Origin of the sequence: Curtobacterium pusillum (assembly GCF_013359865.1) — a bacterium.
GTDB lineage: Bacteria > Actinomycetota > Actinomycetes > Actinomycetales > Microbacteriaceae > Curtobacterium > Curtobacterium pusillum.
Window position 1 is genome coordinate 1 of record NZ_JABMCE010000047.1, and the last position, 21,899, is coordinate 21,899.

Sequence of the window (21,899 nt, forward strand, 5' to 3'; positions counted from 1 at the left end):
ACACCGGTGTTCAGCGAACCCGGCGGCGGCCCGGCGGCGGCCGGCGGCGGCCGGCGCTACATGCGGGACGGGGCCGTCACGCCGAGCAGGCCCAGGCCGTTGCGGACGACCTGGCCGGTGGCGTCGTTCAACCACAGGCGCGTGCGGTGCAGGTCCGTCACGGCCTCGTCGCCGAGGGGCGTCACGCGGCAGGCGTCGTACCAGCGGTGGTACAGGCCGGCGAGCTGCTCGATGTACCGGGCGATGCGGTGCGGCTCGCGGAGTTCAGCCGCCTGGCGGACCACCCGCGGGTACTCCGCCAGGGCGCCGAGCAGAGCACCCTCGGTCTCGTGCGTCAGGAGCGAGGCGTCGAACACCGAACGGTCCACCCCGGAGGCGGCGGCGTTGCGGGCCACCGACTGCGTGCGGGCGTGGGCGTACTGGACGTAGAAGACCGGGTTGTCGTTCGTGCGCTTCACGAGCAGGTCGAGGTCGATGTCGATCGCGGTGTCGCTGGCGAACCTGACGAGCGAGTACCGGCCGGCGTCGACACCCACCGCGTCGACGAGGTCCTCCATCGTCACGATCGTCCCCGCACGCTTCGACATGCGCATCGGCTCGCCGTCCTTGAGCAGGTTCACCATCTGCCCGATGAGGATCTCGAGGTTCTTGCCCGGCTCGTCCCCGAACGCGGCGCACATCGCCATCATCCGGCCGACGTAGCCGTGGTGGTCCGCCCCGAGCATGATCAGGTTTCGCTCGAACCCGCGCTCCCGCTTGTCGAGGTAGTAGGCCAGGTCGCCCGCGATGTACGCCGGCTCACCGTCCGACTTGATGACCACGCGGTCGCGGTCGTCGCCGAAGTCCGTCGTCCGGAGCCACAGCGCGCCGTCCGCCTCGTACATCTTCCCCAGCGACCGGAGCCGCTCGATGGCACGCTCGACGGCCTTCGACTCGTGCAGGGCGTTCTCGTGGAAGTACACGTCGAAGTCGACGCCGAAGTCGTGCAGCGACGACTTGATGTCGGCGAACATGAAGTCGACGCCCTCGCGCCGGAAGAGCTCCTGCGCCTCGTCGCGCGGCATCGCGGTGACGTCCAGCCCGGGCTCCAGCGTCGCGATCACGCGTGCCGCGATGTCCGAGATGTAGGCACCGCCGTAGCCGTCCTCCGGCGTGGGCTCCCCCAGCGCCGACGCCACGAGGGACCGGGCGAACCGGTCGATCTGCGCGCCGTGGTCGTTGAAGTAGTACTCGCGGGTGACGAGACCGCCCTGCGCCTGGAACACCCGGGCGAGGCTGTCGCCCACCGCGGCCCAGCGCACGCCGCCCATGTGGATCGGGCCCGTCGGGTTCGCCGACACGAACTCGAGGTTGATCCGCACGCCGTCGTACAGGTCGCCCCGCCCGAAGGACTCGCCGCCCTCGACGATCGTCCGGGCGATCTCGCCGGCGGCCGCCGCCTCGAGCGTGATGTTGATGAACCCCGGGCCGGCGACGTCGACCGAGTCCACGCCGTCCAACTCGGTCAGCTCGCCCGCGATCTCCGTCGCGAGCTCGCGCGGGTTCGTGCCGAGCCGCTTCGCGAGCTGCATCGCCGCGTTCGAGGCCCAGTCGCCGTGCGCGCGGTTCTTCGGCCGCTCGAGCGCCACGTGGGACTCCCCGATCGTCACGGTGTCGGACGCGCCTCGTCGCTCGACGATCCCGGTCAGGATCGACAGGTACGCGGCGGAGAGTTCGGCAGGAGTCACGAGGATCGAGTCTACCGGGACTCTCAGGAGCTCCCCGGTCGATGCACCATCATGTCGGGATGACCACCCGCAGTCGCGTCCGGGCGATCAGCGTCGCCGTGCTCACCGCCTCCGCGTCCCTCGCGCTCGTGGCGTGCTCCGGCGGCCACTCGGGCACCGCCACGCCCAGCGCGACCGCGGCACCGGTCGGCAAGCGGGTGACGCAGACGTGCACCGAGCTCCTGCCCGCCGGCGCGCTCTCGGTCTACGGCAAGACCTTCGAACTCGACCGGACCTTCGAGCCGGCGAAGGGCTCCCCCGCCGCTCGGATCGCCGAACAGCGGGGCCGGGTGTGCGAGTTCGCGGCGACCGACGACGCCTCGACCACGATCACGCTGGCGGTCGCGGACCTTCCTGAGAAGTCGCTCACGAACCTCAAGGATGCCCTCTACGAACGGGGCGGCTCCGTCCCCACCTACCGCGTCGAGGGGTACTTCTCGCTCACCGACGGCGTCGGCCGCGCCGACGCCTTCGCCGACCCGTACTGGATCACGGCGTCGTCCCCGCTCTTCACCGAACCCGGAGGGGCGCAACCGGTCATGGACGCGGTGCGGAGCGCCGTGCAGCCGACCGCTTCGGCGACGCCGGCCGGCTGACACGACCACCGTCGGACTGGAGGCGCGGGGCGGGCCCGACCCGCGCCTCCAGTCCGACACGCGGTGTGCTGGACGACGTCGCGGACCTGCTACGGTTGATCTCACCCCGGGCCCCCATAGCTCAGGGGATAGAGCACTGCCCTCCGGAGGCAGGGGCGGAGGTTCGAATCCTCCTGGGGGCACTGTGACATTGTCGCGCAAGCAGACGTCTTCGCTGGGGGGCGAGGGCCGCTCCGGGGCGAGCGGTAGCGTCGGGGTATGACGATGACGTTCCCGACGGCCGAGGTCGAACCGCTGCGGGGCGGGCCGCGGCTGCGGTGGGGCGTGATCGGCCCCGGCACGATCGCGAACGACTTCACCGCCACCCTGCACGCCAACTCCGACCAACGCGTCGTCGCCGTCGGCTCCCGCTCCCCCGAACGCGCCGCCGCCTTCGCCGCCCGGCACGGCGTCCCCGCGGTCCACGGCTCGTACGAAGCCCTCGTCGCCGACCCCACCGTCGACGTCGTCTACGTCGCCTCACCGCACCCGCAGCACCTCGGCCACGCCCTGCTCGCGATCGCCGCCGGCAAGCACGTCCTCGTCGAGAAGCCGATGACCACGTCGGAGGCCGACAGCCGCACCCTCGCGGCCGCCGCACGACGAGCCGGGGTCTTCGCGATGGAGGCGATGTGGACCCGGTACCTCCCCGGCACCACCGTCATCGCCCGCCTGCTCGCAGACGGTGCCCTCGGGGACGTGCAGCTCGTGTCCGTCGACGTCGGCTGGCCGCACGAACCCGACCCGGCCGACCGCATGTTCGACCCCGCCGCCGGGGGCGGTGCGCTCCTCGACGCCGGCGTCTACGGGCACTGGTTCGCACGGTTCGCCACCGGCGCCCCGGTGACCAGCCGCACGACGGGAGCGGTCTCGGACCGCGGGGTGGACCTCCAGTCCGTCACCGTGTCCACGTCCGGCGGCGCGCAGGCCGTGGTGACCACGACGATGACGGCGTGGACGCCCGGGCTGGCCGTCATCGCCGGGAGCCGCGCCACCGTCCGCTACACGGACCACTTCGTGTTCCCGGCGTCGTTCGCACTGCACCACGGAGCGGGCGCCACGCACTGGTCGGACGCGAGCGGACTCCGCGGCCGCGAGGGACTCGTCTGGCAGACCGCCGCGCTCGCGCAGTACGTGGCCGACGGCCGGACCGAGTCGCCGCTGCACTCGCTGGACGACTCGATCGGGCTGGCCGCGACGCTCGATGCGGCACGAGCGGCGCTCGGTCCCCGGCCGGACGCACCCGGAGTTTCCGAACGCGACACGTCCACCCCCTAGGATCACGGGCCGGTCGACCCGCACACGGCCGGGAAGAGGACTCGATGACCACCGCCACCGGGAACCCGCAGCACGAACTCGCCCGCGCCGGACACGCGCCCGCCCCGCGGACCCTGCTCGACGTCCTCGCCGCCACGGCGGCCGAGCACCCGGACGCCCTCGCGCTCGAGGACCCGGCCGGCACCGTCGACTACACCTCCCTGATGCAGCTCGTGCAGGAGCAGGCCGACGACCTCGCCCGCCGCGGCGTTCGCCGGGGCGACCGGGTCGGGGTGCGGATCCCCTCCGGCGGACGCGACCTCTACGTGTCGATCCTCGCGGTGCTCGCCGCCGGGGCAGCGTACGTCCCCGTCGACGCGGACGACCCCGAGGAGCGTGCCGCGCTCGTCTTCGGCGAGGCCGCGGTGGTCGGCGTGATCGGTGCGGGCGGCGTGCTGCGCCGATCCGCTGACCCCGACGCCGAGGCGTCGCCCGTCACCGACCCCGCGGCGAGCGCCGACGCCCCGAGGCTCGACGACGACGCCTGGATCATCTTCACGTCCGGGTCGACCGGTGTACCCAAGGGCGTCGCCGTGACCCACCGCTCGGCGGCCGCGTTCGTCGACGCCGAGGCGCGGATGTTCCTGCAACGGGCCCCCATCGGCCCGGGCGACCGGGTGCTGGCGGGGTTGAGCGTCGCGTTCGACGCGTCGTGCGAGGAGATGTGGCTGGCGTGGGGGCACGGCGCGTGCCTCGTGCCGGCGCCGCGGGCGCTCGTGCGGACGGGCGTCGACCTGGGTCCGTGGCTCATCGCGCACACGATCACGATCGTGTCCACGGTCCCGACGCTCGCGGCGCTGTGGCCGGACGACGCGCTCGAGCAGGTGCGGCTCGTGATCTTCGGCGGCGAGGCGTGCCCGCCGGAGCTGGTGGCCCGCATCGCGAGCAGGGACCGGGAGGTGTGGAACACGTACGGACCGACCGAGGCGACCGTCGTGGCGTGCGGGGCGCTGCTGGACGGGAGCACGCCGATCCGGATCGGACTCCCCCTCGACGGCTGGGACCTGGCGGTCGTGGACGCCGCCGGGCTGCGGGTCGAACCGGGTGGTGTCGGTGAGCTCATGATCGGCGGGGTGGGGCTCGGCCGGTACCTGGACCCGGCGAAGGACGCCGAGAAGTACGCGCCGTTCCCGGAGCTCGGGTGGGAGCGGGCGTACCGGAGCGGCGACCTGGTGCGGTACGACCCGGAGGGACTGGTGTTCCAGGGTCGTGCGGACGACCAGGTGAAGCTCGGCGGCCGACGGATCGAGCTCGGGGAGATCGATGCGGCGCTGCAGTCGCTCGACGACGTCGCGGGCGGGGCGGCCGTGGTGCAGCGGACCCCGGCCGGCAACCAGGTGCTCGTCGGCTACGTCGCGCCCGTCGCCGGGGCGACGATCGACACCGCGGCGGCGAACGCCCGGCTGCGCGAGGAGCTCCCGGCCGCCCTGGTGCCGCTGCTCGCGGTGGTGGACTCGCTGCCGACGCGGACCTCCGGCAAGGTCGACCGCGCGGCACTGCCGTGGCCCCTGCCCGGGTCGTCCGAGGCCGCGCTGCTGCCGGACACCGTGGCGTGGATCGCCGAGCGGTGGTCCGCGATCCTCGGTGTGCCGGTGTCGAGCGTGGACGACGACTTCTTCGCGCACGGCGGCGGTTCGCTCACCGCCGCCCAGCTCGTGTCCGCCATCCGGGAGCGCTTCCCGACGACGACAGTGGCGGACGTCTACGACCACCCGCGGATCGGCGCCCTGGCGGACGCGCTCGACGACGCGGGCCCGGTGGTCTCGGTCCCCCGTGACGTGCGGGCGGTGCCGCCGGCGACCGGGCTGGTGTTGACGTTGCTCGGGCTGCCGGTGCAGGTGCTCCGAGGGTTGCGGGTGCTGACCTGGACGGCACTCGTCGCCGCGGTCCTGCACGCGACGACCCTGCCGTTCCTGCCCGTCCTGCCGTGGCCGGCCCTGGTCGTCGCGCTGCTGCTGTTCGTGACGCCGATCGGGAAGATGGCGGTCACCGTCGTGCTCGCCCGGCTGATCCTCGCCGGTGTCCGGCCCGGGGACCACCCGCGCGGCGGCTCGGTGCACGTGCGGGTGTGGCTGGCGGAGCGGATCGCGGAGGCGGTGGACGGCCCGTCGACGGCAGGAGCGCCGTGGATCAGCTACTACGCGCGGGCGCTCGGCGCGCGGATCGGCAAGGACGTGGACCTGCACACGCTGCCGCCGGTGACCGGGATGCTCACCATCGGCAAGCGGGCGTCGATCGAGCCCGAGGTGGACCTCGCGGGGCACTGGGTGGACGGTGACGTGTTCCGGATCGGGCGGGTCCGGGTGGACGCGGACGCCGTGGTGCACAGCCGGACGACCCTGCTGCCCGGTGCGCACGTCGGCGTGGGATCGGAGGTCGAGGCCGGTTCGGCGGTCGCCGACCGGGTTCCGGACGGGGAGCGCTGGGCGGGCTCGCCGGCGGAACGCGTCGGGTCGGCTCGGCACGACCGGGAGGCGCGGCCCCCGTCGCGACGTCGGTGGCTGCTGGCGTACGGGGCCGGTTCGGTGGCCGTGGCCGGGTTGCCGGTGATCGGTGTCGCCGCTGGGGTGGCCGTGGCCGCGCTCCTGGTCGGACCGGCGGCGACGCTCGGTGACGCCGTGGTACGCGCGCTGGTGTGGGTGCCGCTCGCGACGGTGGTGGCGGGCGCGATCTACGCGCTGCTCGTCGTCGCGGCCGTGCGGCTGCTCGGGACCGGTCTGCACGAGGGCCGGCACCCGGTCCGCTCCCGGATCGGTTGGCAGGTGTGGACGACGGAGCGGATCCTCGACGCGGCACGCACGCTGCTGTTCCCGCTGTACGCGAGTCTCGTGACGCCGCTCTGGCTGCGGCTGCTCGGGGCGAGGGTCGGTCGGAACACCGAGATCTCGACGGTCCTGCTCATCCCGGCGCTGACGCAGATCGCGTCCGGCGCCTTCCTCGCCGACGACACGATGGTGGCGACGTACGAACTCGGCGGCGGGCGGGTTCGGATCGGCCGGTCGAAGGTGGGCCGCCGTGCGTTCCTCGGCAACAGCGGCATGACGGGTGCCGGTCGTTCGGTGCCGCGCGAGGCCCTGGTCGCGGTGCTGTCCGCCGTGCCGAAGAAGGCCAAGCGCGGCTCGTCCTGGCTCGGCTCGCCGCCCGTGCGCCTCCGCCGGGCGACCGCCGAGTTCGACGAGGAGCGCACGTTCCGCCCACCGAGGTCGCTCAAGGTCGCGCGCGGGTGCTGGGAGCTGCTGCGCCTCGTCGCCCCGATGGTGTCCGCGGCGATCGCCCTCGGCGTGGCCGCGGCCCTGCTCGCGCTGTGGTCGGCGGTCGGCATCGGCTGGACGGTGCTGCTGGCGGGCCCGGTGCTCATCCTCGCGGGAGCGGTCGCCGCGGTGGTGTCGACGATCGCGAAGTGGGTCTTCGTCGGACGCATCGCCGCACGCGAGCACCCGCTGTGGTCGTCGTTCGTGTGGCGGAACGAGGTGCAGGACACCTTCGTCGAGTCCGTCGCCCGTCCGTGGTTCGCCGAGCAGGCCACCGGCACCCCGGCGCTGGCGGCGTGGCTGCGCAGCCTCGGTGCGACGATCGGCCGCGGGACCTGGCTCGAGACCTACTGGCTTCCCGAGGCCGATCTCGTGTCGATCGGCGCCGGTGCGTCGGTGGCACGCGGGACCGTCGTGCAGACGCACCTGTTCCACGACCGTGTGATGCAGCTCGACGAGGTCCGTCTCGCCGCCGGCGCGACGCTCGGCCCGCACAGCGTGGTCCTGCCCGCGGCGGGGATCGGGGACGGTGCCACGGTGGGACCGGCGTCGCTCGTCATGCGCGGCGAGCAGGTGCCCGGCGGGACCCACTGGTCGGGCAACCCGATCGCTCCGTGGACATCAGCGCCGCCCGTGCCCGCGCGGGAGTCCGCCAAGGCCGTCCCCGTGGCAGACTGATCCGCACCGTGAAGCCGACGATCCGAGACGCCGACCCGTACACCCCGCACAGCGGCGACCGGCGGTGGAGCGCCCGCCACTACGACCTCCGGCTCGAGTACCGCGTCGCGACGAACCGCCTCGACGGCACGGCGACCGTCACCGGGCAGGCGCACGAGGACCTGGACCGCATCGTGCTCGACCTGCACGGCCTCACCGTGGACCGGGTGGACGTCGATGGGAAGCGCGCGAAGAAGGCGTCGACGGCGACCCACAAGCTGACCGTGACCCCGGTCGCGCCCGTCGCCGCCGGCGCCGAGTTCACGGTCCGCGTGCGGTACCGGGGCTCCCCGCACCCGCTCCGCAGCCCGTGGGGGCAGATCGGCTGGGAGGAACTCACCGACGGCGTCATCGTCGCCGCACAGCCCACGGGGGCACCGTCGTGGTTCCCGTGCAACGACCGACCCGACGACAAGGCCACCTACCGGTTCGAGATCACCGCCGAGGCCGCGTACGACGTCGTCGCGAACGGCGATCTCCTCGGCAGGGAACGAGCCCGCGCCGGCACCACGTGGACGTACGCCACGAAGGACCCGATGGCGACGTACCTCGCGACGGTGCAGATCGGGCGCTACCGGACCACGAAGCTCCGCGGTTCGGACGTCCCCGTCACGCTGCACCACCCGGCGGACCTCGCGGCCGCCGCGAAGACCGACTTCGGCCGGGTGCCGGACATGCTCGCCCTGTACGCCGACCGGTTCGGGCCGTACCCGTTCCCGGCGTACGGCGTCGTCGTCACCGACGACGACCTGGAGATCCCGCTCGAGGCGCACGGGCTCGCGGTCTTCGGACGCAACCACGTCGACGGTGCACACGGCACCGACCGGCTCATCGCGCACGAGCTCGCGCACCAGTGGTTCGGCAACTCGGTCACCGTCGCCCGGTGGCGGGACATCTGGCTGCACGAGGGCTTCGCCTGCTACGCCGAGTGGCTCTGGTCCGAGCACCGCGGTGGCGACTCCGCCGACGTCCTCGCCGCACGGTACCGCGACGGGCTGCTGGAGCAGCCGGAGGACCTCGTCGTGGCCGACCCCGGCGCGGAGGACATGTTCGACGACCGGGTCTACAAACGCGGCGCCCTCGCCCTGCACGCGGTCCGCCGGTCCCTGGGCGACGAGGCCTTCTTCGCGGGACTCCGGACGATCACCGAGCGGCACCGGCACGCGTCGGTCGCACCGGAGGACGTCCACGAGGCGTTCGCCGGCGCGGCCGGCACCTCGGTCGAAGCGGTGCACGCGCTGACGGCCCCGTGGATCGACGAGCCCGGCGTCCCGCCCGCGGTCGGGTCGAGGGCCGGGGACTATCGCTAGCCCGAGGTCTGCGGCTCGGCGCGGGCTCGGCCGGACGGGCACGGGCCGACGTCGACCGGCACGCCACCCGCGGCCACGGCGACGACGAGGTCCGCGGCGGGGAACAGCACCGTCACGGGCTGCTCGTCGCCCTCGAACACCGCCACCCCACGGTCGAGGTCGACGTCAACGGAGAGCGGATCGACACGGAGTCCTCGGCCGTCACGCTTGAGGACGGCTTCCTTGACGGCCCAGCACGCTGTGAGGGCCCGGGCGTCACCGGCGGCGCGGGCGCGCTCCCCCGCCGTGAAGGCGTCGAGCGGAGCGGCCGACACCCGTGACACCCGCTCGACGTCGACGCCCAGGTTCCCCGGTCCGACCGCCAGCGCGACGAGGTCCGTGGTCCGGGAGAGGCTCACGCCGACGGCGGAGCCGTCCGCCTCGGCCCAGGGGCGACCGTGGTCCGTCGCGCCGCAGTGGGGGCAGACGCGCCCCGCGCGCACGGCCGGTGTCCCGACCCCGGTGGCGGACGCGACGGCGGCGAGCAGCGCCTCCCGGTCGGTGGCCCGGTCCGCGCCGGACGGCGCGAGGGTCAGGACGACCGACGGGAGGCGCGGGAGACTCACGGGGTGAGCCTACGGTGGGTGGTTCAGGCGTGGGTCAGCGCGATGAGTGCGACGTTCATGGTGCTGTAGAGCCCCTCGGAACGGGTCGCCTGGCGAACCCGACCGCGGAGCACCTCGTACCGGCCGTCGTGCTCGCGCACGAACCCGATGACACCGCTCGCGGGTGTCGACACACGGTGGTAGCCGTCCTCGAGTGGGACGACCTCGGTACTGGTTGTTCGCTCCATTGCAGTTCCCCTGTCTCGTTCGTCGTCGAACGCGCCCTGAGCATACCCCGGTACGGGGGACAACACGCCCACACTCCCGGCCTTCCACGAGGGTTCGCCCGGAGTCTGTCCGAGCGTTGCGCAGCGTGGATAGACTCCGGGCAACAGCGCTCCGTGGCGCGGTTCCGGGGCTGCTCGGGACTGCGATCACGGCGACGGACGGAGGACGGATGCGAGCGGTCCAGGGTGGATCGGCCACGGGCAGCACGAGCACGAAGAGGGGGACACCGGGACTGGTCGGCCGTGTGGCCGCGGCGGTCCTCGCGGTGTTCCTGGTGCTGGCTCCGGCGGCGACGGCCCGCGCGACCGCACCCGTCGACCTCGGCGGCGCGTACGTCCTCGACGATGCCGACGCGCTCAGCTCCTCGCAGCAGTCCCGCATCGAGAGCGCGATCCAGGACCTGTACTCCGAGACGCAGACCCAGGTCTACGTGGTGTTCGTGCCGACCTTCTCGGACCCGTCCGACCACAGCGCGTGGGGTTCGGCCACGATGGCGCGGAACCAGATCGACACCGACGGCATCCTGCTGTCGGTCGCCGTCGACGACCGGGACTACGACGTCCAGCAGACGAACGAGACGAGCATCTCGAGCTCCGACGTCGAGTCCGCCGTGAACGACGACCTGCTGCCGGCCCTCAAGCAGAGCGACTGGTCCGGGGCTGCGCTCGCGTTCGTGAACGGCCTGTCCGCATCCCAGGCACCGGCGGACCTCACCTGGCTGTGGATCCTGCTCCTCGTGGTCGTGGTCGCGGTCATCGTCGTCGTCCTGGTCATCCGCATCCGGAACAAGCGCCGGACCGCCGCCGCCACCAGGGCGCAGGAGGCCTCGCTCGCCGACCTCGAGCGGAAGGCCGGTGGGGCGCTCGTCACGATCGACGACGAGCTGCGCACCGCCGACCAAGAGGTCGGGTTCGCCACCGCGCAGTTCGGCGCCGACGCCGCCAAGCCGTTCGCCGACGCCGTGGCCGCCGCGCAGCAGTCCGTCCGCAAGGCGTTCACGTTCCAGCAGCAGCTCGACGACGAGATCCCGGACACCCCGCAGCAGCGCGCCGACTGGGCGAACCAGATCATCGCGATCTGCGAGCAGGCGCACGCGTCGATCGAGGAGCAGACGGAGTCGTTCGACCGGCTGCGCTCGCTCGAGGACGGGGTCGACGAGGCCGCCGTGGCACTCGCGCAGGCCGTCGCCGCCGCACCGGCCTCGGTGAGCGACGCGGACGCCGCTCTGCAGCGCGTCCGCTCCGCGTACACGGGCCGGACGCTCGCCACCGTCTCCGACAGCGTCGACCAGGCGCGGCAGGTCCTCGCCTACGCCACCGAACGCTCGCAGGCCGCGACGGCCGCGATCGCCGCCGGCGACAAGGGCGAGGCCGTCGTCGCCGTGCGCGACGCACAGCACGCCCTCGCGCAGGTGCAGCAGCTCACGGCGAGTGCCACCGCCGCCGAGTCCTCGTTCGCCGAGGCGACGGCGCGCGCCGAAGCGATGCGGGTGGACATCGAGGGGGACGTGGCGGCGGCACGCACACTCACCGCCGGCGGACCGGAGCTCGCCGCGGCGGTCACCCGAGCCGAGACCGTCCTGCGCCAGGGGTTCGACCCGAAGGACCCGATCACAGCGGTCGACGCGCTCACCAAGGCGAACACCGAGATCGACCAGGCGATCGCCGCCGCGCGCGGTGCCGAGGAACAGCAGCGTCGCGCTGCCCGAGCGCTCGACGACGCGCTGCGCGACGCTCGCAACCGGATCAGCCAGGCGCGGGAGTTCATCTCCCTCCACCGCGGCGGTGTCGGACCGACCGCGCGGACGCGCCTGTCCGAGGCCGAGCGGGCCCTCGACGACGCGGTGCAGCTCGCCACCACCGACCCTGGTCAGGCGCTCCAGGCGGCGCGCGCGGCGGAACAGTACGCCGCGGCCGCGATGGACTCGGCGAACGACGACATGGGCGGATGGGGTGGCGGCGGCTTCGGCGGCGGCGGCAACGGCAACGGGGCACAGCTCGGCGGCCTCGTCACCGGTCTCGTCCTCGGCGGTCTGCTCGGCGGCCGCGGCGGCAGCTACGGCGGCGGTTCCTTCGGGGGCGGCGGCTTCGGCGGGGGCGGCGGCTTCAGCGGCGGAGGCGGCTTCGGCGGCGGGGGCGGAGGCGGAGGCGGCGGGTTCTCCGGCGGTGGCCGTTTCTGACCCGCACAGCATCCGCACCACGGACACGACTCCAGCACGACGCACCACCAGCACCACGCAGACCTCCAAGAAAGGGAACAGCAATGGCAAAGCAGACGATCTTCGGTCGCATCTCGACCCTCGTCCGGGCGAACATCAACCAGCTCATCGACAACGCCGAGGATCCCCAGAAGATGCTCGACCAGCTCGTGCGGGACTACACGAACAACATCGCCGACGCCAAGACGGCGATCGCGCAGACGATCGGCAACGTCCGCCTGCTCGAGCAGGACCACGAGGAGGACAAGAAGGCCGCGGTGGAGTGGGGCCAGAAGGCCGCGAACGCCTCGGCGGCGGCTGACAAGTACCGCGCGGAGGGCAAGACCGCCGAGGCCGACAAGTTCGACAACCTCGCCAAGATCGCGATCGGCAAGCAGATCGCGGCCGAGCAGGAGGTCAAGGACGCCGAGCCGAACCTCGCCTCGCAGAACGAGGCGGTGGAGAAGCTCAAGACCGGTCTCGCCGGGATGGAGCAGAAGCTCGAGGAACTCCGGACGAAGCGCGACAACCTCGTCGCACGCTCGAAGACCGCCGAGGCGCAGTCCAAGGTGAACGACGCGCTCGGCAACATCGACGTCCTGGACCCGACGAGCGACCTCGGACGCTTCGAGGAGAAGGTGCGTCGCGAAGAGGCGAAGGTACTCGGGCAGCAGGAGCTCCAGTCGTCCAGCCTCGACGCGCAGTTCGAGAGCCTGGAGGACGTGGGCAAGGACGCCGAGGTCGAGGCGCGTCTCGCCGCGCTGAAGTCCGGCGGCTCGTCCAGCTTCTGACCCCTGCCCGGACGACGCCGGACCCCGCCTGACAGACTGGCACGATGCAGTTCCTCGTGGTCGGTCAGTGGCAGGGTTCGGCGTCGTCCCGTGCGATGCGCCTCGGAGACGGAGCCTCGGCCATCGCGGCTGACCTCCCCCGCTCCTCCACCACGGTGATCGAGGTCCCCGCCGGTGCCGGAGACCGGCTCGAGACCGCCGTCGCCCGCTACACCTCGGTGCTCGCGGTCGCCGACCGAGTCGCCGAGGAGACCGGTGTGGCGACCGAACCCGTCCTCGTCGTCGGCGGCGACGGGGCGAGCGTCCTCGGTGCGACCGTCGGGCTCGGACCGGACACCGCGTTGGTGCGGATCGCCGGGTCGAGCGGGTTCCGCTCGCTCAACCGCGCCCAGCCCGTCGCCGCCGAGACCGCCGTGCTGCGGATCCTCGTGGACCGCCCCGACGACCTGTTCCCGGCGCTTCCCGTACTCCCGGCCTCGTCGATCGTCGTCGCGGGCGTCCGCGGGATCGACGACGCCGAGACGAACGCCCTCGACCGTGCGGGCATCGTGCACCTCGACGTCGACGCCGCGACCCCGGACGCGATCGCCGCCGCGGTCGACGCCACCGGCGCGGACGCGGTGTTCGTGCACGTCGACCTCGACGTCCTCGATCCGTCCGAGGTCGACGGGCTGCTCGAGCCCGTGCCGTTCGGGCTGGACGGGGCCGGCCTGGTCGAGCGCATCCAGGCCGCGACCCGCGGACGACGACTGGCGGGTGCGGCGCTCACCGGGTTCGCGCCGGTCGACCCCGACCGTGCCGTCGACGACCTCGGCGTCATCCTGCGGGCGGTCGGCGCGCTGACGAGCGCGTCCCGAGGCGTCTGACGGGCGCGTCCGGCGCGTTCCGGGACCGTTGACGAGCGCGGTCCGGACGGCCGCACCGGTCGACGCCCCGCGTACGCACCGCGTCCGGTATGACCCATGCCGGTCCGCGTACGCTCGGCCGCATGACGGACTACGACCTCATCGTGATCGGCGCCGGCGCAGTCGGCGAGAACGTGGCGGACTACGCCGTGAAGCGCGGCCTGTCGGTCGCCATCGTGGAGGCCGAACTCGTCGGTGGCGAGTGTTCCTACTGGGCGTGCATGCCGTCCAAGGCCCTCCTACGCAGCGGCCACGCCGTCGCCGCGGCGAAGCGGGTCGACGGCGCGAAGCAGGCCGTCACCGGCGACCTCGACGCCGCGCGGGTGCTCGCCCGCCGGAACTCCTTCACGTCCGACTGGAAGGACGACGGGCAGGTGTCGTGGCTCGAGTCCGCCGGCATCGACCTCATCCGCGGGCACGCCCGGATCACCGGTGCGAAGACGCTCGACGTGGACGGGCGGACCTACACGGCCGCCGCCGCGATCGCCGTGGTCACCGGTTCGCTCCACACCCTCCCGGACATCCCGGGGCTGGCCGACGCGAAGCCGTGGGGTACGCGCGAGGCCACCAGCGCGAAGACCGTCCCCGAGAGCCTGCTCGTCATCGGCGGCGGTGTCTCCGGCTCCGAGCTCGCCACCGCGTGGGCGTCCCTCGGCGCGAAGGTGACGCTCGTCGCCCGGAACGGCCTGCTCGGCGGGATGGAGCCCTTCGCGGGCGAACTCGTCGCGGACTCGCTGCGGGAGCTCGGCGTCGACGTCCGTACCGGCGTGAGCCCCACCCGCGTCGACCGCGACGAGCACGGTCTCGTCACCACCACCCTCGACGACGGCACGACCGTGGTGACGAGCGAGGTCCTCGCCGCCACCGGCCGGGCTGCGCACACGAAGGACCTCGGCCTCGAGTCCGTCGGCCTGACCCCCGGCGACTGGCTGCAGGTCGACGACACGATGCTCGTCCAGGGCACCGACTGGCTCTACGCCGTCGGAGACGTCAACCACCGCGCGCTCCTCACCCACCAGGGCAAGTACCAGGCGCGTGCCGCCGGCGAGGCCATCGCCGCGCGGCACCAGGGCACGCCGCTGCACACCGAGCCGTGGGGCGCGCACGTCGCCACCGCCGACCACGCCGCGGTCCCCCAGGTCACCTTCACCGACCCCGAGGTCGCGAGCGTCGGCCTCATCGAGTCGAAGGCCCGCGAGCAGGGCCGCAACGTGCGTGCGGTGGAGTACGAGCTCGGGAACGTCGCCGGCGCCGCGCTGCAGGCCGACGGGTACGCCGGGCGCGCGAAGATGGTCGTCGACGAGGACCGCGGGGTCGTCGTCGGGGTCACCTTCGTCGGACAGGACGTCGCCGAGATGCTGCACGCCGCGACGATCGCCGTCGTCGGCGAGGTCCCGATCGACCGGCTCTGGCACGCCGTCCCCGCCTACCCGACCATGAACGAGGTCTGGCTGCGACTGCTCGAGACGTACGGCCGCCCGGAGTAGCGGTGCGGAACCCGCTGCTCGACTCCCCCGTGTCCCTGGCGGGGTGGGCGTTCGCGACCGCGGTCGGTCTCGCCGTCGGTGTGCCGCTCTCCACCGGGAGGGTGCGCGTCGTCGACGGCCTGATCGTCTGCGCGGGGCTGCCGCGGTGGGTGTTCCGACGCGGCGGCACGTGTGTCGGCTCGGTCTACCTCACGCGTGACAACGACGGCGACCGGGTGCTGCGGCACGAGCGGGTGCACGTCGACCAGTGGCGGCGGTACGGGATGCTGATGCCCGTCGTCTACGCGCTGGCCGGCCGCGATCCACTTCGGAACCGGTTCGAGATCGAGGCCGGTCTCGAGGACGGCAACTACCGCTGACGTCCCGCCCGACCGTGTTCGCCGCGGTTCGACGACACACCGTCCGCGCGGTGTCGAGGTCTCACGGACGGAGCGCAGCGGGCGCGAGGTGACGAGATTTCGGAACCTCGGGGGGCGTCAGGCGGCGCGGCGCCGCGGGACCACGAGGGGCGTCCCGGTCTCGGGGTCGGCGACGACCACGCACGGCAACCCGAACACGTCCTCGACGAGGTCGGCCGTCACGACGGACGACGGCGGGCCGGACGCCACGATCGACCCGGCACGCATCGCGATCACGTGGGTGGCGTACCGCGCTGCCTGGTTGAGGTCGTGCAGCACGGCGACGACGGTGCGGCCGGCGGCGTGCAGCGCGGATGCGAGCTCGAGCACGTCGTACTGGTGGGCGATGTCGAGGAACGTCGTGGGCTCGTCGAGCAGGACGATGTCGGTCTCCTGCGCGAGGACCATCGCGATCCAGACCCGCTGCCGCTGCCCGCCGGACAGCTCGTCGACGCTCCGGTCGGCCAGCGCCACGGTCGACGTCTGTTCGAGGGCCGCCTGCACGGCCGCCCGGTCGGTCCCTGAGGACGGGTGCAGCAGGTCCTGGTGCGGGAACCGTCCGCGGGACACGAGGTCGCGCACCGTGATGCCGTCCGGAGCGATCGGTGTCTGCGGGAGCATGCCGACCCGGCGTGCCACGGCCTTCGGGCGGTAGGAGCCGATCGGGGCGCCGTCGAGGTACACCGTGCCCGCGGTCGGTTTGAGGGTCCGGGCGAACGACTTCAGGAGCGTGGACTTCCCGCACGCGTTCGGGCCGACGATGACGGTCAGTTCGCCGTCCGGGATGTCGACGTCGAGCGAGGACACCACGACCCGGTCGTCGTAGGCGAGGGTGAGCCCGCGCGCGCCCAGCGCCGTCTGCGGGAGCGCCGCCGTGGCGTTCAGTTCTCGGCCTTGCCGTGCCGCCAGTAGCCCATGAAGGCGACCTGCTTGCGGTCCAGTCCGACGCCGCGGACGAGGTGCCGACGGAGTTCCTTCACGCAGCCGGCTTCCCCCGCGATCCAGGCGTAGACGGGACGCTGGTCCGAAGCGGTGGGGATGTCCCACAGCACCTGCTCGTCGACGTCCACGTCGGCGAGTTCGACGGGCTCCGCGCAGGTCGACGGCGCGTCGGACGGGCCGGCCGCGACGGTCGACGCCCACGCGTGCACCTGGTCGGTCATCCGGACGCCGTGCGAGGCGCCGTTCCGGGCGATCCAGCGGACCTCGACCCCGGCGGGCGCGGACACCGGGAGCCGGTCGGCGTCGGTCGGGACCTCGATGAAGACGTGTCCGACAGTGGCGACGTCGAGCGCTTCGAGGATGGCGCAGATGGCGGGCGCGGCGGTCTCGTCACCGGCGAGGAGGATCCGGTTCGCGGCACCGGGGTCGAACTCCGCGGCACCGCTCGGCAGTTCCGCGGGCGACGAGGGGACGGCGGGTCCGACGATGCGGAGCTCGTCACCGACGCGGCACGCGGAGACCCAGCGCGAGGCGGGCCCGGTGTCGCCGTGCGCGACGAAGTCGATGTCGAGCTCGCGGGCGTCCGGCCGGAACGAACGGACCGTGTAGGTGCGCAGCGGGTTCCGCTCCGCGTCCGGCAGGGCACGCCAGGCCCCGTACCAGTCCTCGCCGTCGGGCAGGTCGGTGAACCCGTGACCGGGGATGGGCAGCACGATCTTGATCCGCTGGTCGAGTCCCACCGAGGAGAACTCGGCGAGGGCGTCGCCCGTCAGGGTCACCCGGACGAAGTGCGGGGTGAGCGACGTGACGGCTGCCACGCGGACGGAGAAGACACGGTACCGGGCTGCCACGAGCACCAAGTATGGCATGCCTTACCTAAGACTCCCAAGCGTCGGGACGGTGCGAGGATCGTCCCCGTGCCCGATGCCGCCGACGAATTCGCAGACCTGGCCGACCTCGCCCGCGCGAGCGGTCTGACGGAGCCGCTCCGCGCCTCCAGGCAGGTGGTCCGCACCGCGGACGGACAGGAGATCGCGGCGATCCGGTGGGGCGATGCGGGACGGGAGGCGCGGATCGCCTACCTGCACGGGCTCGGCATCGACGCGCACAGCTTCGACCAGGCCGCGCTCGCCCTCGGTGAGCCGGCGGTCGCCCTCGACCTGCCGGGACACGGACGATCCGGGTGGCGGGACGACGCCGACTACGGCGCTGCCGTGACCGCACCGACGGTGCTGGCCGCGCTCGACGCGCTCGACGTGCCGCCGGGGATCGTGGTCGGGCACTCGCTCGGGGCGATCCTCGCCGCGCGGCTCGCGGCGCTCGCACCGGAACGCGTGACGGGGTTGGTGCTCGTCGACATGTCGCCGGACTTCGCGCAGCGGGCCGTGGACCGGATCGCCCGTGCCCTGGAGGCCGAGGAGCCGTTCGCGTCACTCGAGCAGGTCGTCGACCGAGCGGTCGAGGCCAGGGTCGGGGACGACCGCGCCGTGCTCCTCCGCGAGGCCAGGCACACCACCCGGCTCGGCGCGGACGGCCGGCTGGTGCGGCGCCACCACTTCCCGCACCTGCCCGCTGGACGGACGTCCTCGGTGGGGCGGTTCGTCGATGCGTGGCCGGACCTCGAGGCCCTCGGCGTGCCGATCCTGCTCGTGCGCGGCGACCGCGGCTACGTGTCGCCGAAGCTCCACGCGCAGTTCGCCGAGCGGCTCCCCGACGCCTCGATCGTCACCGTGCCCGCCCGGCACGCGGTGCAGAACCAGGCACCCCTCGAACTCGCTGCCGCGATCCGGGCATGGGCCGGGGACAACGGATTGTTACACCCCGACGAGAAACCGTCGCCGGACGGCACCGGCCGCCGGTAACCTCGTGCGAGCGCAGCGACGACCGTCGCCCTCGCGCCCGGAAGGAACCCACAACCCATGAGTCCGCTCCACAGTGCCGCCGCACGACCTCGCAGCACCTCCCGCATCGGCCGTGCGGCCCTGGCCGCCACCGCGGTCGCCGTCGCCTCGGCGCTCGTGCTGACCGGCTGCTCCGGATCCTCGAACGAGAAGGGCGGCACCGACGCCACCGTGCGCATCGGCCTCGTGCTCGAGCCGACCAGCCTCGACATCCGCACCCAGTCCGGTGCCGCACTCGACCAGGTGCTCATCGACAACGTGTACCAGGGCCTCGTCGGCCGCACGGCAGGCGGGGACATCCGCGACGTGCTCGCCTCGGAGCACGAGGTGTCGTCCGACGGGCTGACGTACACGTTCACGCTCCGCAAGGGCACGACGTTCCAGGACGGCAAGGACGTCACCGCCGCCGACGTCGTGTGGTCGCTGCAGCAGGTGAAGTCGAACGCGTCGTACGTCGACTCCGCCCAGCTCGCCAACGTCTCGTCGATCTCGTCGCCCTCGGCGGACACCGTCGTGCTGAAGCTCGCCAGGCCGGACTCCGACCTGCTCTGGAACCTCACCGGGCGCGCCGGGCTCGTGCTCGAGAAGGCGGCGAAGAACGACCTGTCCGACACCGCCAACGGCACCGGCCCGTACGAGGTCGCTTCGTGGAAGCAGGGGGACTCGCTCACCTTCAAGCGGAACGCCGACTACTGGGGCACGAAGGCGAAGGTCGCGAAGGTCGTCTTCCGGTACATCACCCAGCCGTCGACCGCGGTGAACGCCATGGCGAACGGCGACCTCGACGTGCAGACCGCCGTCGACGGCACCCTCAAGAGCCAGCTGCAGGGCAACTCGGACATCTCGCTCCACACGGGCAAGACGACCGACAAGTACACGCTCGCGTTCAACGACGCCAAGGCCCCCTTCACCGACAAGCGGGTGCGCCAGGCGATCCGGCAGGCGATCGACACGAAGGCGATCATCAAGGCGATCGGCGGCACCGGCGTCCAGCAGGGCGGCCCGATCCCGGAGCTCGACCCCGGCTACGAGGACCTGACCGACATCGACGCGTACGACCCCTCGAACGCGAAGAAGCTGCTGGCCGAGGCCGGTGCGACGAACCTGAAGCTGACCCTGACGTACGCGAACATCTACTCGGCGACCATCGGCGACGTGCTGAAGTCGCAGCTCGCCGACGTCGGCATCACCCTCACGGTCAAGCGGGTCGACTTCGCGACCTGGCTGTCGCAGGTGTTCGAGAAGAAGGACTTCGACCTGTCGATGGTCGACCACGTCGAGTCGCGCGACTTCGGCAACTGGGCGAACCCGGACTACTACTTCGGGTACGACAACGCCGAGGTGCAGTCGCTGTACGCCGACTCGGTCGCCGCGACGAGCGAGGCCGAGAAGGCCGCCGACCTCAAGAAGGCGGCGAAGATCGTCAGCGAGGACGCGGCCGGCGAATGGCTGTACACCGCCACCTCGATCACCGCGGTGCGCAGCGGAGTCACGGGCGTGCCGTACGACGGCACGAACTCGCGTCTCGACCTGTCGAAGCTGGCCGTCAAGTGACGGACCGGGCGACCGCGCCCGTAGCATCGGACCTGTGACCCGGTTCCTCATCGGGCGGGTGCTCCTGCTCGTCGTCGGCCTGTTCGTGGCCAGCGTCATCATCTTCGCGACGCTCCGGGTGCTGCCCGGGGACGTCGCGCAGATCGTCGCCGGCACGCAGGCGTCACCGGCCCAGGTCGAGGAGCTCCGCCAGCAGCTCGGCCTCGACCGCCCCGTCGTGGTGCAGTACCTCGACTGGATCGGCGGGCTGTTCCGAGGCGACCTCGGCCGTTCGCTCGTCACGGACGGCCGGGTCGCACCGCAGATCGCGCAGAAGCTCTCGGTGACGCTGCCGCTCGCGGGCATGTCCCTCGTCGCGGCACTCGTCATCGGGGTGCCGCTCGGGGTGCTCGCCGCGGTGCTCCGGCGCCGCGCGGGCGGAGCGGTCATCGCGTTCGTGGCGCAGGCGGTGGCGGCGATCCCGATCGTCTGGGCCGGCATGCTCCTCGTCGCGCTCTTCGCCGTGACGCTGCACTGGCTGCCGACGCAGGGGTTCCCGCTCGACGGCTGGGACGAGCCCGGCCGGGCGTTCGCCGCGCTCGTGCTGCCCGCGCTGACGATCGGTGCCGTCGAGGGCGCCGTGATCCTCCGCTTCACCCGGTCCGCGACGCTCGGTGTGCTCGACGCCGACCACGTCCGGACCGCGGCGGCGATCGGGCTCACCCGGACGCAGGCGCTCCTGCGGCACGGGCTGCCGTCGGTGGCGCTCACCGTCCTCGCCGTGCTGGGCGTGCAGATCGCCGGGCTCCTCGTCGGGGCCGTCGTCGTCGAGCAGCTGTTCTCGCTCCCCGGCGTCGGACGCATGCTCGTGACCGACGTCGGGCGACGGGACATCACGAAGGTGCAGTCGGAGCTCCTCGTGCTCACCGGGCTCGTGCTGCTCGTGGGCTTCGCGGTCGACGTGGTGCACCGCGCGCTCGACCCCCGGCAGCGGGAGGTGTCCGAGTGATCCGCCGTCTCGTGTCCCGGCCGACCGGCGTGTTCGCGGTGGTCGTCCTCGGCCTGCTCGTGGTCCTGGCGGTGGTGTCGCTGTTCTGGACGCCGCAGGACCCGTTCCGCGCCGACCCGTTCCACCAGTGGGAAGCTCCGGGTCCCGCGCACTGGTTCGGCACCGACGCCTCGGGCCGCGACATCGCGAGCTACCTGCTCGCCGGCACCCGCACCACGGTCCTGGTGGCCGTCGGGTCCGGGGTCATCGCGAGCGCGGTCGGCATCGTGCTCACCGCGATCGGCTCGCTCACCGCCCGCTGGGTCCGGGAGGGCATGGCGGTCCTGCTCGACATCCTCGTCGCGTTCCCGACCCTCCTCACCGCGATGCTCCTCACCGCGATCGCCGGCGGGTCCCTGGGGGTCGTGATCGTCAGCGTCGGCCTGTCGTTCGGCGTCACGATCGCCCGGGTCGCGCGCGGCGAGATCCGTCGCATCGCCCGCAGCGACTACGTGACCGCGGCCCGGGCGTCCGGCGTGGGCGGCGCGGGCGTGCTGTTCCGCCACCTCGTGCCGAACGCGGCGCCGCTGTTCACCGTGCAGCTCTCGCTCGCCATGGCGACGGCGGTCCTCGCCGAGGCGGGACTGTCGTACCTCGGCTACGGCGCCGGTTCGAACACGGCGTCGTGGGGTTCGCTGCTCTCGGACCTGCAGACGTACATCGGCGTGCACCCGTGGAGTGCGACCTGGCCGGGCGCGGCGATCGCGCTCGTCGTGGCGGCGCTGTCCCTGCTCGGCGACGCCGTGCGGGACGCCACCGACCCGCGGCTGACGACGAGCGACCGCGCGGCCGGGGACGCGCCGGTGACCGGCGGCGACCGCCCTGTGGG

General features: G+C 72.9%; 18 protein-coding genes and 1 tRNA gene. 14 read left to right on the top strand and 5 right to left on the bottom strand.

From position 1 onward, the window contains the following. Positions 1-56 precede the first annotated feature (56 nt). Positions 57-1,727: an arginine--tRNA ligase gene (gene argS / locus HP507_RS02050; RefSeq protein ID WP_175350209.1), complete on the bottom strand. Its 1,671-nt coding sequence runs from the start codon at positions 1,725-1,727 to the stop codon at positions 57-59. Positions 1,728-1,786: 59 nt separating this feature from the next. On the opposite strand from argS, the gene HP507_RS02055 reads away from it, so the two are divergent. The 5 genes from HP507_RS02055 (at position 1,787) to HP507_RS02075 (ending at position 8,996) form a co-directional block, all read left to right on the top strand. Continuing rightward, on the top strand, positions 1,787-2,362 hold the full coding sequence (locus HP507_RS02055) for a hypothetical protein (protein WP_175350210.1): 576 nt from the start codon (positions 1,787-1,789) through the stop codon (positions 2,360-2,362). Between the two features lie 110 nt (positions 2,363-2,472). Further along, positions 2,473-2,544 (top strand) — tRNA-Arg (locus HP507_RS02060). A 76-nt stretch (positions 2,545-2,620) separates the two neighbouring features. After that, positions 2,621-3,679, top strand: coding sequence for a Gfo/Idh/MocA family protein (locus HP507_RS02065; RefSeq protein WP_254700888.1), 1,059 nt, complete (start codon positions 2,621-2,623; stop codon positions 3,677-3,679). A 44-nt stretch (positions 3,680-3,723) separates the two neighbouring features. Then, entirely contained in the window at positions 3,724-7,647 is a 3,924-nt protein-coding gene (locus HP507_RS02070) for a Pls/PosA family non-ribosomal peptide synthetase (RefSeq protein ID WP_175350211.1), read from the top strand. Between the two features lie 8 nt (positions 7,648-7,655). Next, on the top strand, positions 7,656-8,996 hold the full coding sequence (locus HP507_RS02075) for a M1 family metallopeptidase (RefSeq protein WP_271206998.1): 1,341 nt from the start codon (positions 7,656-7,658) through the stop codon (positions 8,994-8,996). Here the strand turns inward: HP507_RS02075 and HP507_RS18260 are convergent. Together HP507_RS18260 and HP507_RS02085 are read right to left on the bottom strand one after the other, a co-directional pair. Beyond that, positions 8,993-9,601, bottom strand: a complete 609-nt coding sequence (locus tag HP507_RS18260) for a 4'-phosphopantetheinyl transferase family protein (protein WP_175350212.1) — start codon at positions 9,599-9,601, stop codon at positions 8,993-8,995. The two genes, HP507_RS02075 and HP507_RS18260, sit on opposite strands and share 4 nt — an antisense overlap. Before the next feature lie 23 nt (positions 9,602-9,624). Next, a complete protein-coding gene (locus HP507_RS02085; protein WP_022905704.1) occupies positions 9,625-9,828 on the bottom strand; it encodes a hypothetical protein in 204 nt (67 codons plus the stop codon). A 209-nt stretch (positions 9,829-10,037) separates the two neighbouring features. On the opposite strand from HP507_RS02085, the gene HP507_RS18095 reads away from it, so the two are divergent. The 5 genes from HP507_RS18095 to HP507_RS02110 all read left to right on the top strand — a co-directional run bounded on the left by HP507_RS18095 (position 10,038) and on the right by HP507_RS02110 (position 15,607). Next, the gene (locus tag HP507_RS18095) at positions 10,038-12,047 is read left to right on the top strand and encodes a TPM domain-containing protein (protein ID WP_175350213.1); all 2,010 of its coding nucleotides are present in this window, start codon (positions 10,038-10,040) and stop codon (positions 12,045-12,047) included. 83 nt (positions 12,048-12,130) lie between these two features. Further along, positions 12,131-12,856 carry a PspA/IM30 family protein gene (locus HP507_RS02095; protein ID WP_175350214.1) on the top strand — a complete coding sequence of 242 codons (726 nt, stop codon included), beginning with the start codon at positions 12,131-12,133 and terminating at the stop codon, positions 12,854-12,856. Between the two features lie 44 nt (positions 12,857-12,900). Next, entirely contained in the window at positions 12,901-13,722 is an 822-nt protein-coding gene (locus HP507_RS02100; RefSeq protein ID WP_175350215.1) for an arginase family protein, read from the top strand. A gap of 122 nt (positions 13,723-13,844) precedes the next feature. Then, on the top strand, positions 13,845-15,248 hold the full coding sequence (locus HP507_RS02105) for a dihydrolipoyl dehydrogenase family protein (RefSeq protein ID WP_175350216.1): 1,404 nt from the start codon (positions 13,845-13,847) through the stop codon (positions 15,246-15,248). 2 nt (positions 15,249-15,250) lie between these two features. Further along, complete coding sequence (locus tag HP507_RS02110) at positions 15,251-15,607, top strand: Fe-S oxidoreductase (RefSeq protein ID WP_175350217.1); 357 nt, start codon at positions 15,251-15,253, stop codon at positions 15,605-15,607. Positions 15,608-15,724: 117 nt separating this feature from the next. On the opposite strand, the gene HP507_RS02115 is transcribed toward HP507_RS02110, so the two are convergent. Together HP507_RS02115 and HP507_RS02120 are read right to left on the bottom strand one after the other, a co-directional pair. Continuing rightward, entirely contained in the window at positions 15,725-16,531 is an 807-nt protein-coding gene (locus HP507_RS02115; protein ID WP_175350225.1) for an ABC transporter ATP-binding protein, read from the bottom strand. Further along, positions 16,528-17,457: a siderophore-interacting protein gene (locus HP507_RS02120; protein ID WP_175350218.1), complete on the bottom strand. Its 930-nt coding sequence runs from the start codon at positions 17,455-17,457 to the stop codon at positions 16,528-16,530. Before HP507_RS02120 ends, HP507_RS02115 begins: the two co-directional genes overlap by 4 nt. A 48-nt stretch (positions 17,458-17,505) precedes the next feature. On the opposite strand from HP507_RS02120, the gene HP507_RS02125 reads away from it, so the two are divergent. The 4 genes from HP507_RS02125 to HP507_RS02140 form a co-directional block, all read left to right on the top strand. Then, the gene (locus HP507_RS02125) at positions 17,506-18,450 is read left to right on the top strand and encodes an alpha/beta fold hydrolase (protein WP_175350219.1); all 945 of its coding nucleotides are present in this window, start codon (positions 17,506-17,508) and stop codon (positions 18,448-18,450) included. Between the two features lie 57 nt (positions 18,451-18,507). Next, a complete protein-coding gene (locus HP507_RS02130) occupies positions 18,508-20,043 on the top strand; it encodes an ABC transporter substrate-binding protein (protein ID WP_175350220.1) in 1,536 nt (511 codons plus the stop codon). A 34-nt stretch (positions 20,044-20,077) separates the two neighbouring features. Next, the gene (locus HP507_RS02135; RefSeq protein WP_175350221.1) at positions 20,078-21,031 is read left to right on the top strand and encodes an ABC transporter permease; all 954 of its coding nucleotides are present in this window, start codon (positions 20,078-20,080) and stop codon (positions 21,029-21,031) included. Beyond that, positions 21,028-21,899: ABC transporter permease subunit (locus HP507_RS02140; RefSeq protein ID WP_175350222.1), on the top strand; the 872-nt coding region annotated here is incomplete at its 3' end. The genes HP507_RS02135 and HP507_RS02140, both read left to right, overlap by 4 nt.